Genomic DNA, 13,143 nt, shown 5'->3' with positions numbered 1-13,143 from the left:
TTCGGGATACGAACGCGGATAGCTGACGGTTCAATGAGCCGAGAGTTGGCTCAACCCTCTTGCCATGTATGTATACGTCTACGTATAGTGGGTTCATGCCGAACAAGACGATTTACGTTTCCGACGAGGACACCAAGCTGTTCCAGCGGGCCCAAGAGCTGGTCGGGGGCAACCTTTCGGGCGCGATCGTAACGGCGCTGCGGCGTTTCATCGAGCTCGAGGAAGGCCGCCTGGAGGGTTACGACGAGGTAATCCTCAAGGTCGGCAAGGACGGAGTGCGGCAGGTCCGCTTCTCCGGCGCCTTGCTGGCCGAGTGGCACCAGGTTACCGACGCTCGCGTCGAGGACATCCGGGTGTACCGCACTCGCAAAGGCGCGTTCGCGGTGCACAGCCACTTCTCGAACTGGGAGGACTTCCCAACCGACACCGGTCTCCTCAAGGACCTGAAGAACTGGCAGAACTGGCGCCGCTTCCTGGGTATCGGAGAACAGGACTGGGGTGATTTCGACCTGGAGGTCGTCGACAAGATCGAGGACCTGAAAGGCAAGATCCCGGACAAGCTGTACATCCGCGTGACCGACGCCGCCGAGCATTCCCGCGTCGAGGATCTCGACATCTGATCCGAACTCTCGGCATCTGATTCGAAAACAACTGTCACACAACTGAACAGGTAAGACGCTTTGTCCGCCGCCTCGAGCGGGCACGGCTCAGCTGACGCATGCATTCATGCCTACTTATTGATGAGAGGGACCCCATGTTGTACAACGAGCAACCGGCGGCCATCGCGGTCTCCGGCCTGTGCAAATCCTTCGGCGAGCACATCGTGCTCGACTGCATCGACTTCAAGGTCGCCGAGGGCAGCATTTTCTCGTTGCTCGGCCCGAACGGCGCCGGCAAGACCACCACCGTGCAGATCCTGTCCACCCTGCTGCGCGCCGACGGCGGCGAAATCAATGTCGGCGGTTACGATCTCGCCACCCAGCCGGCGGGCGTCCGCTCGGCGATCGGCGTGACCGGGCAGTTCTCCGCGGTCGACGAACTGCTCACCGCCCGCGAGAACCTCATCCTCATGGGCGATCTGCACCATATGCCGCGCAGTGAGAGCGTGCGCATCGCGGACGAGTTGCTGGAGCGCTTCGATCTGGCGGAGGCCGCCGACAAGATCGCGAACACCTTCTCCGGCGGCATGACCCGGCGCCTCGATCTGGCCATGACCCTGGTCGGCGATCCGCGCATCATCTTCCTCGACGAGCCGACCGTGGGCCTGGACCCGCGCAGCCGCCGCGTCATGTGGGATATCATCCGCGATCTGGTCGCGGGCGGCGTCACCATCTTCCTCACCACCCAGTACCTGGAAGAGGCCGATCAGCTGGCCGACCAGATCGCGGTGCTGTACCAGGGCCGCATCGTCGCCCAGGGCACCGCCGATCAGCTCAAGCGGCTGGTCCCCGGTGGCTACATCAAGCTCGACTTCGCCGACACCGACCAACTCGACGCCGCCGCAGCGGCTTTCGGTGACGGCGCGCAGATCAACGGCGACCTCACCCTGGCCATCCCCAGCGACGGCGCGGTGAAGTCCGTGCGCGCGGTGCTCGACCGCCTCGACGAGATCCGGGTCGAAGCCGAAGGCCTGTCCGTGCACACCCCCGACCTCGACGATGTCTTCCTCGCCCTGACCGGCGGCTACGCCAAGGAGAACGCGTAATGTCCACCGCACTCGCCGATTCGACCACCATGCTCCGACGGAACCTGCTGCGCGCCAAGCGGTATCCGTCCATGACCATCAGCCTGATCGTCATGCCGGTCTTCCTGCTGCTGCTGTTCAACTACATTTTCGGCGGCGCGCTCGAATCCTCCACCGGCGGCGACAAGTACATCAACTACCTGGCCCCCGGCATGATGCTCATGATTCCGGCGTATCTGGTCGCGGGCATCTCGGTCTCGGTCGCCATGGACATGACCCAGGGCCTGGTCAACCGGTTCCGCACCATGCACATCTCGCAGACTTCCATGCTGACCGGCCAAGTCGCCGGCACCTGGATCCAGGGCATGCTCGGCGTGGGCGTCATGACGCTGGTGGCCGTGCTCATCGGCTTCCGCTCGCACGACGCCAATGTACTGGAATGGCTGGCCGCCTTCGGCCTGGTCGGCGTGACCATCTTCGCGCTCAACTGGCTGGGCGTGGCCTTCGGCCTGATCGCCCAGAACCCGGAGAGCGCCTCCAACCTGCCGATGCCGATCATCATGCTGCCCTTCCTCGGCAGCGGCCTGGTGCCCACCGACACCATGCCCACCGGCGTGAAGCAGTTCGCCGAGTACCAGCCCTTCAGCCCCATTGCCGAGACCATTCGCGGCCTGCTCATGGGCACCGAGATCGGCAAGAACGGCTGGGTCGCCCTGGCCTGGATCCTGGTGATCGGCGTGGGCGGCTACCTGTGGTCCGCGTCGGCGTTCAAGCGCAAGACCGACGCCTGAGTCCAACCGGCCCCGCAATGGCGCGGGAGCGGAGGCGGCGCACCCGATGAGGGGTGCGCCGTCTTCGTCTGTTCCGGAAAGAACTTCTACACCAAGGGTTTACAACGCCGCCGCGAGCAACACCTTGCCCGCGGCATTGCGAATCTCCACGGTCTGCAACTGGCCGGGCTCGACGGAGGTGGTCCCGTCCGGGGTGTACACCTGACCCGGTTTTGCCGTCCACTCCGAGAGTTTCGACTGCGTCCCGTCCTGCCGCACCACCCACAGCGACAGCTGCCAGGCGTAGATCTGATCCGACGGCGGATAGCTGCACGTCATGTCCACGCGGGTCTGCCCGTCCACCAGCAGCACCTTGAAGGTCGCGATGATCGGCGTCTCCACCTGCGGTCGCAGCTCGCCCGCGGCGACCACCTGCTGCGTCGCCGGCCGATCCCGCCCGGCGAGCTCCGCGGTCACCGGCACCGAGATCAGCACCGCCGCCGCGGCCGCCGCCACCGCCGTGCCGAGGGTGCGCCACCGCCGCAGCCTGCGCTGCCGCTCGGCCCGCGCGGACAATCCCGGCAGCATCCGCTCCGGCGGCGGGGGCACGGAATCGGGCGGATCCTCCTGCGCCGCAATGGAAACCGCGGTCTCCTCGTCCACCAGGGCCAGTAGCCCGGGCAGTCCGGCCAGCTTCCCGACCGCCGCCCGGCAGTATTCGCAGCCGGCCAGATGGTCCTCGTATTCGCGGCGCTCATCGCGGGCCAGGGCGCCGAGCACATACGCACCGTCCCAGGTGGTGTAGCCATCGCAGAGTTCGTGGCTCTCGGTCATCTCGTCACCCCCATTTCCTGCAACACCAGGCGCAGCGCCCGCATGCCGTAGTGCATGCGGGATTTCACCGTTCCTTCCGGTATCTCGAGCTCCGCGGCGATCTGATTGGTGGACAGGCCGCGGTAGTAGGCGCGGACGATGACATCGCGGTGATCGACGGTCAGCCGCGCCAGCGCGTCGGCGACCAGCCAGCCGTCCAGGGCCCGATCGGATTGATCGGCCACCGGTTGCTCCGGCGGATGATCGGTGCGGAACTCCCGGCGGCTGCGCGCGCTGCGATGTTCGTCCACGGCCAGGTTACGGGCCACCGTGAACAGCCACGCGCGGGCCGAGGATGTGGACTGGTCGAGCACCGCCGGTCGCTGCCAGGCGCGCAGCAGGGTCTCCTGCACGATGTCCTCGGCCCGCCCCGGATCTCCGACCAGCCCGAACGTATAGCGCCACAGCGCGGCCGCGTGCTCGTCGTAGAGCGCGCGGAGCAGCGCCGCTTGATCGTCGGGCATCGGTCACCTCCGCACCCGTCCACGACACAGCCGGTGGATTCAGTTCAATTCCGCTCCAGCTCGATGGGATGGGTCGCCAGCAGCGACAGCGGCAGCGGCTGGCGGCGCAGCACCCGCGCCCAGAGATCGACCCGGCCCGCGAGCGGATCGGTGGGCAGGGCCGACAACACGATCCAGTCGCCGCGATCCAGTTCGCCCTCCAGCTGACCGAAGGTCCAGCCGGCATAGCCCGCGAAGATGCGGATGCCGTCGACCAGCGGGCCGATGGTGTCCGGATCGGCGTCCAGATCCACCAGCGCCACCCGGCCGTCCACCCGGCGCAGGCCCGGAATGCCGGCAAAGGAGGCGCCCACTTTCACGGTGGCCAGGCATAAGGCGGCATCGCGTTTCACCGGGCCGCCCAGGAACAGCGCTCGCGGCGCCGCCGCTAGCTCGGCCCAATTCGGTAACACGTCGCGGACGGCGGTTTCACTCGGCCGGTTCAGCACCACACCCAGGCTGCCGGCGTCATTGTGCTCGATGATGTACACGACCGTCCGCCGGAAGGCCGGCTCCACCAGGTCGGTTGCGGACACCAGCAGAGTCCCGGGCCTGACGACCTGGTCCTCGTGCCGGAATTCGCGTCGAGAACGATCACCGTGTTCCTCTGCGCGTGCCACAGAGCCCATCATCGCACCGGCACAGCGCAATTGCGGCCCTTAATTCTCGAGTGCCCAATTGCGCCGCATCGCGACGCCCCCGGGGACGGCGCGCGCACCGCCCGAGCGGCCCGAATTTCCGGGCGGCGCGGGCGGCGGTTGCTCGCTAGGGTGGCGGCATGGAACGTCCCGAGGTGGTCCTCGAGAACAGTGACGCGGTGTACGACTTCTATCGGGATCACCAGCAGAATCTCCTGAAGGCGCGGGCCGCCTACTGGCTGCTCGGGCGGCGCTACCGGCCGCGCATCTCCTACGCGCCGGGCGCGCGGGAACAGCTGCGGGCGTTCATCTCCCAGGGGCGGCCGCTGCTCATCTCCATCAATCACCTCTCCCAGCTCGACCCCTACACCGTGGCCGCCGCGGCCTGGCGCAGCGCCCTGCGGCCCGCCATCGGGCACACCCGGGTGCTGGCCAAGGACGAACTGTTCCTGGAGGACAAGCAGCGCGGCCGCATCGACATGATGGGCGGCATCCCCGTTTTCCGCGGCAAGGACCACGGCATTCGCGCCGTGAACGCCGCCGGGCAGCGCATGATCGATGTGTGCGCCGAGCGCATGGCGCGCGGGGACGGGGTGGCGGTCTTCCCGGAGGGCACCTGCAACGACGTCGACCACACCCGGGTGCAGACCGTGGGTACGGGCATCGGCCACATCGCATTCCGGGCCAAGAAGCTCGGGGCGAATCCGGTGCTGGTGAGCCTGGGGCTCAGCTACGGTCCGCGGGATCCGAAGGTGGAGCCCAGCAAGGAGGAGGCCAAGTCGGCCAGCTTCTACTTCGGGGCCCCGGTGTCGGAGCTGCCGACCAAACCGGCCGAGATCACCCGGGTGGTGCGCGACGAACTCCAGATCGCGCTCGACGGTGCGGTGAAGGCGTACTAGAGGCCGGGTTTCAGGGGGCTTGCCCTGACCCCCGAGTCACCGGGGTTTCAGGGGCTTGCCCCTGAGAGCTACGAGAGTTGGCTCATCTCTGTCACTGGGGTAGCCCCAATCGCTGTCTCGACCACTGCGGCACCAACGCCAGATACTCCGGGCGCGATTCCACGAAGTGGTGCACCATCGGGCACAGCGGCAGGATGCCGTACGCCTCGTCCCGGGTCCGTTCGAGCGCGCCCTGCACCAGCTTGCGCCCGAAGCCCTGACCCTCGTATTGGGGGTAGATCTCGGTGTGCACGAAGGCGCGTTCATTGGCGGTGTCCTGGTAGGAGGTGACACCGGCGAGGTATCCGTCGACGTACAGCTCGAAGCGATCCAGCTCGGTGTTTTTGCGAACCTCGATCGATGCGTCCGACTCACTCGACATAGCCACGACGCTAACGTTTGCTTGCTGCAATTTGTCCGTATTGCGAGACGGTTGTGACTGGCGTGTCGTTATCGCCGATATTGCGCACACTGTGAAAGTGACCGACACGCACTCGCGCCGGGTGATCCTCGCCCCGGACAAGTTCAAGGGCTCGCTGACCGCGGCCCAAGTCGCCGCCGCACTCGCCGCGGGCATCGAACGCGCCGCCCCGCAGACCCGGGTCCGGCAATTACCGGTCGCCGACGGCGGCGACGGCACCGTGGACGCCTTCCTGGCGGCTGGCTGGGAGCGGGTGCCCCTGGAGGCCCCCGGCCCCACCCTGAAACCGCTCGCCACCGCCTACGCCATGCGGGGCGACACCGCCGTCATCGAATTGGCCGCCGTCTGCGGACTCGCGAAACTACCGGGCGGACTACCGGATCCGCTGTACGCCAGCACCTACGGCCTGGGCGTGGTCATGGCGCACGCCCTGGACCGCGGGGCCCGCGAGATCGTGCTCGGGCTGGGCGGCAGCGCCTCCACCGATGGCGGCGCGGGGCTGCTGCAAGCACTGGGCCTGCGGATCCTTACCGCCGACGGCCGGGAATTGGCCTGCGGCGGCGCGAAACTCGCACAAGCCGTGCGGGTGGACCGGACCGGCCTGCATCCCGGACTGGCGCAGGCGCGCGTCATCCTCGCCAGCGATGTGGACAACCCCCTGCTCGGGCCCACCGGCGCGGCCGCGGTCTACGGACCGCAGAAGGGCGCCGGACCCGATGAGGTCGCGGTTCTCGAAGTGGCGCTGACGCATTGGGCCGAGCTCCTCGGTCCGGAATTCGCGGGCAAGCCCGGCGCGGGCGCGGCGGGCGGCACCGGATTCGGGGCCATCGCGGTGCTCGGCGCGGTCGCGCGGCCCGGCATCGACGTGGTGCTCGGGCTGGTGGACTTCGACGCGCAGCTCGCCGGGGCCGATCTGGTCGTCACCGGCGAAGGGTCCCTGGACACGCAGAGCCTGCACGGCAAGGCGCCCATCGGCGTCGCGGGCGCCGCCCTGCACGCCGGCGTCCCGGTCGTGGCCGTCGCGGGCCGCGTCCAGCTCACCCCCGACCAGGTGCGATCGGCCGGATTCAGTGCCGCCTACGCACTGTCGGACCTGGAACCCGATCCGGTCCGGTCCATGGCCGAGGCCGCCGCCCTGCTGGAACGGATCGGCGAGCGGCTGGCGCGCTGACGTCACCCGCGCGCCGGTATTACACGGCGGTGCTGAGCTCTTGGAGGATGCGGCCGCGATTGCGATCGCCCCACTGCTCCAGGGGCTTCAGCGCGAGAGCCAACTCCTCGCCCAGCGGCGTGAGCGAATACTCCACGCGCGGCGGGATTTCCGGATAGATCTCGCGGTGCACCACGCCGCCGGCCTCCAGTTGCCGCAGGTTCTCCGCGAGCACCTTCTCGCTCACGCCCGTCAGCATGCGGCGAATCTGGCCGAACCGCTGCGGCCCCTCACCGAGCACCCACATCAGGTGCAGCTTCCACTTCCCGCCGACCACATCGATGGCGAGGGACATGCCGCACACGTCATCGTGATCCGCGTCACCGTATTGGCTCACCGCGCTACTCCTGACCGTATTTCGAACCTTCAGGTAAGCAACCCCACTCGAACGTGCGGTCTTCCCGAGATTACCGACTCCGCGCAGTATCGATTCCGGCGCCGACACAATCACCGCGATCTTCGAAAAGGACACACCATGTCTGAGCAGAACCGTTCCGTCTCCGTCATCGGCCTGGGCCCGATGGGCCAGTCGATGGTCAAGGCCTTCCTGAAGGCCGGCGTCGAGGTGACCGTCTGGAACCGCAGCCCCGAAAAGGCCGAGGCCATGGTCGAACTCGGCGCCAAGCGCGCCGCCACCGTCGCCGAGGCGATCGACGCCAACGAGGTCACCGTGGTCAGCCTGACCCACTACGCCGCCATGTACGACGTGCTCGGCCAGGCCCAGGATCGCCTGCGCGGCAAGGTGATCGCCAACCTGTCCTCCGATTCCCCGGAGAAGGCCCGCGCCGGCGCGGCCTGGGTGCGCGAGCACGGTGCGGAATTCATCTCCGGCGGCGTCATGTCGGCCGGTGACAATATCGAGCACCCGGCCTCGTACATCTTCTACAGCGGCCCGCGCGAGACCTTCGACAAGGTCTCCGAGCTGCTGCTGCCGCTCAGCCCGCAGGAGTACCTGGGCCTGGACGACGGCCTGGCGCAGATCTTCTACCAGGGTCTGCTCACCATCTTCCACCCCTGGCTGCTGGCCTTCGATCAGGCGACCGCCATGATCTCCCGCTCCGGCCACGATATCGCCCAGTTCGTGCCGTTCGCGGTGCGTTCCGCGGCCGCGTTCCCCTACTTCATGGAGGAGTTCTCGGTCGCCAACCAGAACGGCGGCTGGGCCGATGTGGCCAGCCTGAAGATGATGGACGCCGGCGCGCAGCACATCATCGACGCCAGCGAAGAGGTCGGCGTGGACGCGGTCCTCTCGCACACCGCGCAGAATCTGTGGCGCAAGGCGGTCGCCGCCAGCGATAAGGCGGGTCGGGCCGTCTCCACCTACGAACTGCTTCGCAACGGTGCGAACTGAATCATGGTGGAGCACAGCATGTCCCGGCAACACGGTGTGACGGTGATCGGTCTCGGCCCGATGGGGCGGGCCATGGTGCGCCGCCTCCTGGCGGCGGGCCTGGAGGTGACGGTCTGGAACCGCAGCCCCGAAAAGACCACTGCCATGGTCGAACTCGGGGCGCGGTCCGCCACCACCGTGGCGGAGGCGCTGGACGCCAATGAGCTGGTGGTGCTGAGCCTGACCCAGTACGGGGCGATGTACGACGTCCTGGGACAGGCCCCGCACCGGCTGTCCGGGCGGGTGATCGTGAACCTGTCCTCGGACACCCCGGACAACACCCGCCGGGGCGCGGCCTGGGTCCGCGCCCACGGCGGGCAGTTCCTCGCCGGCGGCGTCATGGCCCAGCCCGAAGGCCTCGGCGGGCCGGCGGCATTCATCTTCTACAGCGGTCCGCAGCAGGCCTACGACGCCCACGCGGAGCGGCTCGCCCACCTGTCCGCCCCCGAATACCTCGGTGCGGAGGACGGTCTCGCGCAGCTGTACTACCAGGCGGTCTACGCCATGTTCCTGCCCAATCTGCTCGCCTACGAACAGGCGCTGGCCATGATCGACCGCTCCGGCGAGCCGATCGACCGGTTCGTGCCCTACGCCCAGCGCGCCATGGGCGATACCGCGCCGTTCTACGCCGGGGTCGCGGCACTGGCCGCAGCCGGCGGGTTCACCGATCCGGCCCACCTGCGCATGATGGACGCGGGCGCCCGGCACGTCGTCGAGACCAGCGAAGCTCTCGGCGTCGACGCCACCCTGCTGCACGCGGCCCGCGTCTTCGGGAGCAAGGCGCTGCGCGCCAATGCGCAAGGGGATCAGCGGGCTTCGACCTACGCCATTCTGCGCGGCGCACCCGTCACCGGCTGATCACCGTGCCGCTCAGGCGGTTTCGGAGCCGAGCCGCGGGAAGGGGGTGGTCGAGAAGACCACCTCCACCGGCACCTCGAAATACTGCGAGATCTGCAGGGCCAGATGCAGACTCGGGCTGTACTCGCCGCGCTCCAGATACCCGATCGTCTGATAGTGCACGCCGAGCGCCTCGGCCAGCTCCCGGCGCGAGATACCGCGCTCGGCGCGCAACATGGCGATCCGGTTGTAGATGACCTCAGTAGGCACGCTGCAGCGCCTTCTCCCGGCGGACCGCCAGATTCGCCCCGGACTCCCGGCGCGCCATGCGGCGCAGGACGATCGGCGCGATCAGCAGACCGGCCACGGCCCAGGCGCACAACACCGCCGCCGTCTCCGGGAGCCGCCACGACCCGCCGAGCTCCACCGCCACCGCGTCACCGGGCAGCATGGCCGAGCGCATGCCCAGCCCGAGCCAATAGATGGGGAACACCTGACCCACGCCCTGCAGCCAGCCGGGCAGGGAGGTGATCGGATAGAAGACACCGGAGATCGCCACGAGTCCCATGATCGGGAACGAGACGAAACCCATTGCGCGCGGGCTCTCGAACACCGAGCCGATGATCGCGCCCAGCGGCAGCGTGGCCAGCAGGCCCAGCGCCAGCACCCAGATCAGGGTGAGCCAGCGGCCGAGGCTGTTCAATTCCACCCCGCCGACCACGATCATGCCGAACGCCAGCACGATCACCACCTGGATCAGCGCCAGCCCGGAGGTGGTCACGATCTTGCCGAGCAGATAGCCGACCATGCCATTGGGCGTCGCCTTGGCGCGCAGCAGCGTGCCGTCCTCGCGATCCAGCGTCAGATACTGCGCGATGCCGAACATGCCGGTGAACGCGACCAGCATGCCGAGCACGCCCGGCAGGGCCAGCGCGCCCAGGTTCAGGCCGCTGGTCTCGAATGTGCCGTTGCGCATGAAGAACAGGGCCACCAGGGTCAACAGCGGCCAGAAGAACTGGGCGAACAGCTCCATGCCATTGCTGAACGACTGCCGCAGTTCGATTCCACCGCGGCGGAATCCGGCCTTGACGGCCACCGTCATCGGATTCATCGGGTCACCTCCTCCAGGCTGCGCAGATCGGTCTCGCCCTGCCCGGACTCGAACCGCTGCACCAGGGTCATGTACGTGTCCTCCAGCGAGGCGCGCCGCACCTCCAGCTCGCCGATGTCCGCGCCGTGCTGCTGGAACAGCTCGTAGACGAACTTGGTGGACTCGGTGGTGGTGTGCACGAACCGCTGGCCGTCGCGGGTCCACTTCACCTCGGCCTCACCGGCGATGCGGCGGGAGAGCTGATCGGCCGAGCCGTCGGCGATGATGCGGCCGCCGGCCAGAATAAGAATCCGGTCGGCCAGCTTCTCCGCCTCGTCCAGATCGTGGGTGGTGAGCAGGATGGTGGTGTTCTGGTCGTCGGCCAGCCGGTGCACCAGATCGTGGAATTCGCGCCGGGCCTGCGGGTCGAAACCGGCGGTGGGCTCGTCCAGGAACAGCAGTTCCGGGCGGCCGACAATGCCGATGGCGACATCCAGGCGGCGGCGCTGACCGCCGGAGAGGGTCATGATCTTCGCGTCGGCGTGCTCGGTGAGGCCGACGGCGGCGATGAGTTCCTCGGTCTTCCACGGTCGTTCGATGGTGTCCGTGGCGTACGGGGCATAGAACATGCCCAGGTAGTCGAGCAGTTCCCGCACCCGCCACTTGCCGTGATCGCGCCATGACTGCAGCACCACGCCGAGTCGCGCCCGCCATGCCTCGTCGCCGTGCGCGGGATCGGTGCCCAGCACCTCGACCCGCCCGGCGGAGCGCATCCGGAAACCCTCGAGGATTTCGATGGTCGTTGTCTTACCTGCGCCATTCGGGCCGAGAAGCACCAGCACCTCACCTCGATGCGCCTGGAATGTGACGTCCTGCAACACATCCCGGGTCCCGTAGCGCATTCGCAGTTCTTGGACGTCGAGAACGACGCCTTCGCCGACGGTCATGCCGTCCACCCCTCCATAGTGGGTATCGGATCATGTGTAGCATACCTACTACATTTCGCCGCGAACAAGCTATTTACAACTCTCGTGACTCTCAGGGGCTCCGCCCCCGAACCCCCAATCCCCAGGGGGCTCCCGCCCCCGAACCCCTCGCGGGGCCACGCCCAACCCTCGCGGGGCCACGCCCAACCTTCGCGGGGCCACGCCCAACCTTCGCGGGGCCACGTCCAACCTTCGCGGGGGCCACGCCCTCGAGCCCCCGCAACGCAGCAGCCCCGCGACCGTTAGGTCGCGGGGCTGCTTCCTTGTCTTCGCGTCAGCGGATCAGCGTGTGCAGAGGAACTCGATGGCTGCGGCGTAGCCGTGGATGCCCATGCCCGCTACGACGGCGGTGGCGATGGGGGATACGTAGGAGTGGTGCCGGAATTCCTCGCGGGCGTGCACATTGCTGATGTGGACCTCGACGATCGGGACCTCCGGGATCACCAGGGCGTCGCGCAGCGCCACCGAGGTGTGCGTGAGCCCGCCGGGGTTGATGACGATCCCGGATTCCACGCCGCGCGCGGCGTGAATGCGGTCGATCAGCGCCCCTTCGTGATTGGACTGGAAGGCCACGATCTCGCGGTGGAACCGCGCCGCGGTGCGGCGGCACAGCTCCACCACGTCGTCGAGGGTGTCGGCGCCGTACACCTCGGGCTGGCGGGTGCCGAGCATATTCAGGTTCGGACCGTTGAGCACGAGGATCGGACCGGTGTCAGCCATAGGGCCGACTGTATTAGAGACCCTGTGGTCCTTCCGCGCGCAGGTCGTCGACCTGCCGCATGGCCGTGCGCAATTCCGCCAACCACTGCTCGGCGTGCTTGCCCGCCAGCTTCACCGTCCAGGCCAGGGCATCGGAGCGGGAGCGGGCCACGCCGGCGTCGACGAGGGTATCGAGGACCTTGCGTTCGGGCTGGCGCAGCCGGGTCATGACCGGAACCGACAGGTGGGTGAACATGATTCGCTCGCCGCCGACCGTAATGCCCCAGGCCACGCTGCGGTGGTAGCGGTGCTGGGCCTCCTGCGCGATCTGCATGCGGGCGGGGCGGGTGGATTCCCGGAAGCGGGAGATCAGGCCCTCGATGGTGGCCTTGGGGATCCCGGCCGGAGCCTCCGGCTTGGCCATATCGACCGGGGCGTCCGCGGGGGCGTCGCCGGCGTCGTTCTCGGGTGCGGGAAGGGGGAGTTCACCGATCACGACGATCTCGTCGCGATCGATCTCGAGGGTTACCGGACCGGTGAACCAGTCAGCCGGCAATCTCCCAGCGAACCAGTCCTCGGCATCCGCGGCGTCGGGGAGGTCGGCCTGCTGCCAGCCGCCGGGGCGGCCGAATTCGCGTCCGCGATGTCCGTGTCTCATGGCGGTCACACTCACTTACTGGATGGAGTTGTAATGCTGATTACAACATTACGTGCTTTCCTGCCGGATGGATTGCGCTCTGGGAGAACGGGGTTCACCGGAGCGCCCGCGAAGATCGGGAACCGCGTGTCACCTGTGCGAACCGCACGGTCCGCGACGTCTCGATTACGCCAGGGTCTGTAACCGACCGGTGATCATGTATCTGGTCCCTCCCGGCCGAAATCGGCACTAAGGTGGTCCGTAGTAGGTGTACGCCTGGTGGAAAGGTGGAACCCCGAACACAGAGTTCGAGGTACCGTGGTCCTGTTGCTGATGTGGCAAGAGTGAAGAGTGGGCGATATGGATGTGTGGGGATCCCGCCGCTTCCGTATACGGGGCGCAATCGCGCTCGCGGGGGTGGCTGCCCTCGCGATTGCGATGGGGTCATGTGCTTTTCGGGAACAACG

At 67.7% G+C, this 13,143-nt stretch carries 17 protein-coding genes; 7 read left to right on the top strand and 10 right to left on the bottom strand.

Annotated elements, in window-relative coordinates; genetic code table 11:
- Window positions 1-95 precede the first annotated feature (95 nt).
- From ACFVIV_RS17435 to ACFVIV_RS17425, 3 genes are all read left to right on the top strand, one after another.
- Window positions 96-620, top strand: a complete 525-nt coding sequence (locus ACFVIV_RS17435) for an EXLDI protein (protein WP_379197331.1) — start codon at window positions 96-98, stop codon at window positions 618-620.
- A 134-nt stretch (window positions 621-754) separates the two neighbouring features.
- Window positions 755-1,705, top strand: coding sequence for an ATP-binding cassette domain-containing protein (locus ACFVIV_RS17430; protein ID WP_379197329.1), 951 nt, complete (start codon window positions 755-757; stop codon window positions 1,703-1,705).
- A complete protein-coding gene (locus ACFVIV_RS17425; protein WP_379197327.1) occupies window positions 1,705-2,475 on the top strand; it encodes an ABC transporter permease in 771 nt (256 codons plus the stop codon). The genes ACFVIV_RS17430 and ACFVIV_RS17425 overlap by 1 nt, the downstream gene beginning before the upstream one ends.
- 99 nt (window positions 2,476-2,574) lie before the next feature.
- Here ACFVIV_RS17425 and ACFVIV_RS17420 read toward each other — a convergent pair whose 3' ends face one another.
- The 3 genes from ACFVIV_RS17420 to ACFVIV_RS17410 are packed head-to-tail and all read right to left on the bottom strand — an operon-like array spanning window position 2,575 to window position 4,450.
- Window positions 2,575-3,288 carry an anti-sigma factor family protein gene (locus tag ACFVIV_RS17420; RefSeq protein WP_379197325.1) on the bottom strand — a complete coding sequence of 238 codons (714 nt, stop codon included), beginning with the start codon at window positions 3,286-3,288 and terminating at the stop codon, window positions 2,575-2,577.
- Window positions 3,285-3,791, bottom strand: coding sequence for a sigma-70 family RNA polymerase sigma factor (locus ACFVIV_RS17415; protein ID WP_379197323.1), 507 nt, complete (start codon window positions 3,789-3,791; stop codon window positions 3,285-3,287). The genes ACFVIV_RS17420 and ACFVIV_RS17415 overlap by 4 nt, the downstream gene beginning before the upstream one ends.
- A gap of 44 nt (window positions 3,792-3,835) precedes the next feature.
- Entirely contained in the window at window positions 3,836-4,450 is a 615-nt protein-coding gene (locus ACFVIV_RS17410) for a YqgE/AlgH family protein (RefSeq protein WP_379197321.1), read from the bottom strand.
- Window positions 4,451-4,608: 158 nt separating this feature from the next.
- Here ACFVIV_RS17410 and ACFVIV_RS17405 point away from each other — a divergent pair, with 158 nt between their 5' ends.
- Window positions 4,609-5,367, top strand: coding sequence for a lysophospholipid acyltransferase family protein (locus ACFVIV_RS17405; RefSeq protein WP_379197319.1), 759 nt, complete (start codon window positions 4,609-4,611; stop codon window positions 5,365-5,367).
- A gap of 91 nt (window positions 5,368-5,458) precedes the next feature.
- Here the strand turns inward: ACFVIV_RS17405 and ACFVIV_RS17400 are convergent, their stop codons facing one another.
- The gene (locus ACFVIV_RS17400) at window positions 5,459-5,788 is read right to left on the bottom strand and encodes a GNAT family N-acetyltransferase (protein ID WP_379197317.1); all 330 of its coding nucleotides are present in this window, start codon (window positions 5,786-5,788) and stop codon (window positions 5,459-5,461) included.
- 97 nt (window positions 5,789-5,885) lie between these two features.
- On the opposite strand from ACFVIV_RS17400, the gene ACFVIV_RS17395 reads away from it, so the two are divergent.
- Window positions 5,886-6,998, top strand: a complete 1,113-nt coding sequence (locus ACFVIV_RS17395) for a glycerate kinase (RefSeq protein WP_379197315.1) — start codon at window positions 5,886-5,888, stop codon at window positions 6,996-6,998.
- 19 nt (window positions 6,999-7,017) lie between these two features.
- Here the strand turns inward: ACFVIV_RS17395 and ACFVIV_RS17390 are convergent, their stop codons facing one another.
- Window positions 7,018-7,332 (bottom strand): winged helix-turn-helix transcriptional regulator, encoded by a 315-nt coding sequence (locus ACFVIV_RS17390; protein WP_379197453.1) that lies wholly within the window; start codon window positions 7,330-7,332, stop codon window positions 7,018-7,020.
- A gap of 180 nt (window positions 7,333-7,512) precedes the next feature.
- Here ACFVIV_RS17390 and ACFVIV_RS17385 point away from each other — a divergent pair, with 180 nt between their 5' ends.
- Together ACFVIV_RS17385 and ACFVIV_RS17380 are read left to right on the top strand one after the other, a co-directional pair.
- A complete protein-coding gene (locus ACFVIV_RS17385; RefSeq protein WP_379197313.1) occupies window positions 7,513-8,388 on the top strand; it encodes an NAD(P)-dependent oxidoreductase in 876 nt (291 codons plus the stop codon).
- 18 nt (window positions 8,389-8,406) lie between these two features.
- Window positions 8,407-9,285 carry an NAD(P)-dependent oxidoreductase gene (locus tag ACFVIV_RS17380; protein WP_379197311.1) on the top strand — a complete coding sequence of 293 codons (879 nt, stop codon included), beginning with the start codon at window positions 8,407-8,409 and terminating at the stop codon, window positions 9,283-9,285.
- Between the two features lie 12 nt (window positions 9,286-9,297).
- Here ACFVIV_RS17380 and ACFVIV_RS17375 read toward each other — a convergent pair whose 3' ends face one another.
- The 5 genes from ACFVIV_RS17375 to ACFVIV_RS17355 all read right to left on the bottom strand — a co-directional run bounded on the left by ACFVIV_RS17375 (window position 9,298) and on the right by ACFVIV_RS17355 (window position 12,697).
- Complete coding sequence (locus tag ACFVIV_RS17375) at window positions 9,298-9,534, bottom strand: helix-turn-helix transcriptional regulator (protein ID WP_084528515.1); 237 nt, start codon at window positions 9,532-9,534, stop codon at window positions 9,298-9,300.
- Window positions 9,524-10,375: an ABC transporter permease gene (locus tag ACFVIV_RS17370; protein ID WP_379197309.1), complete on the bottom strand. Its 852-nt coding sequence runs from the start codon at window positions 10,373-10,375 to the stop codon at window positions 9,524-9,526. The genes ACFVIV_RS17375 and ACFVIV_RS17370 overlap by 11 nt, the downstream gene beginning before the upstream one ends.
- The gene (locus ACFVIV_RS17365; RefSeq protein WP_379197307.1) at window positions 10,372-11,301 is read right to left on the bottom strand and encodes an ABC transporter ATP-binding protein; all 930 of its coding nucleotides are present in this window, start codon (window positions 11,299-11,301) and stop codon (window positions 10,372-10,374) included. Before ACFVIV_RS17365 ends, ACFVIV_RS17370 begins: the two co-directional genes overlap by 4 nt.
- Before the next feature lie 321 nt (window positions 11,302-11,622).
- The gene (aroQ, locus tag ACFVIV_RS17360) at window positions 11,623-12,060 is read right to left on the bottom strand and encodes a type II 3-dehydroquinate dehydratase (protein WP_379197305.1); all 438 of its coding nucleotides are present in this window, start codon (window positions 12,058-12,060) and stop codon (window positions 11,623-11,625) included.
- A 13-nt stretch (window positions 12,061-12,073) separates the two neighbouring features.
- On the bottom strand, window positions 12,074-12,697 hold the full coding sequence (locus tag ACFVIV_RS17355) for a hypothetical protein (protein ID WP_379197303.1): 624 nt from the start codon (window positions 12,695-12,697) through the stop codon (window positions 12,074-12,076).
- Window positions 12,698-13,143 lie beyond the last annotated feature (446 nt).

Source organism: Nocardia sp. NPDC127526 (genome assembly GCF_042672265.1).
Taxonomy (GTDB): Bacteria; Actinomycetota; Actinomycetes; order Mycobacteriales; family Mycobacteriaceae; genus Nocardia.
Note: the sequence above shows the minus strand (reverse complement) of the source record. Positions and strands in the feature narration are given on the sequence as shown.

Excerpts from the sequence above, each read along its gene's own strand:
- ACFVIV_RS17435 (WP_379197331.1), top strand. The coding sequence starts at position 96 with ATGCCGAACAAGACGATTTACGTTTCCGACGAGGACACCAAGCTGTTC.
- ACFVIV_RS17430 (WP_379197329.1), top strand. The coding sequence starts at position 755 with ATGTTGTACAACGAGCAACCGGCGGCCATCGCGGTCTCCGGCCTGTGC.
- ACFVIV_RS17425 (WP_379197327.1), top strand. The coding sequence starts at position 1,705 with ATGTCCACCGCACTCGCCGATTCGACCACCATGCTCCGACGGAACCTG.
- ACFVIV_RS17420 (WP_379197325.1), bottom strand. The coding sequence starts at position 3,288 with ATGACCGAGAGCCACGAACTCTGCGATGGCTACACCACCTGGGACGGT.
- ACFVIV_RS17415 (WP_379197323.1), bottom strand. The coding sequence starts at position 3,791 with ATGCCCGACGATCAAGCGGCGCTGCTCCGCGCGCTCTACGACGAGCAC.
- ACFVIV_RS17405 (WP_379197319.1), top strand. The coding sequence starts at position 4,609 with ATGGAACGTCCCGAGGTGGTCCTCGAGAACAGTGACGCGGTGTACGAC.
- ACFVIV_RS17400 (WP_379197317.1), bottom strand. The coding sequence starts at position 5,788 with ATGTCGAGTGAGTCGGACGCATCGATCGAGGTTCGCAAAAACACCGAG.
- ACFVIV_RS17390 (WP_379197453.1), bottom strand. The coding sequence starts at position 7,332 with ATGTCCCTCGCCATCGATGTGGTCGGCGGGAAGTGGAAGCTGCACCTG.
- ACFVIV_RS17385 (WP_379197313.1), top strand. The coding sequence starts at position 7,513 with ATGTCTGAGCAGAACCGTTCCGTCTCCGTCATCGGCCTGGGCCCGATG.
- ACFVIV_RS17380 (WP_379197311.1), top strand. The coding sequence starts at position 8,407 with ATGTCCCGGCAACACGGTGTGACGGTGATCGGTCTCGGCCCGATGGGG.
- ACFVIV_RS17370 (WP_379197309.1), bottom strand. The coding sequence starts at position 10,375 with ATGAATCCGATGACGGTGGCCGTCAAGGCCGGATTCCGCCGCGGTGGA.
- ACFVIV_RS17365 (WP_379197307.1), bottom strand. The coding sequence starts at position 11,301 with ATGACCGTCGGCGAAGGCGTCGTTCTCGACGTCCAAGAACTGCGAATG.
- aroQ (WP_379197305.1), bottom strand. The coding sequence starts at position 12,060 with ATGGCTGACACCGGTCCGATCCTCGTGCTCAACGGTCCGAACCTGAAT.
- ACFVIV_RS17355 (WP_379197303.1), bottom strand. The coding sequence starts at position 12,697 with ATGAGACACGGACATCGCGGACGCGAATTCGGCCGCCCCGGCGGCTGG.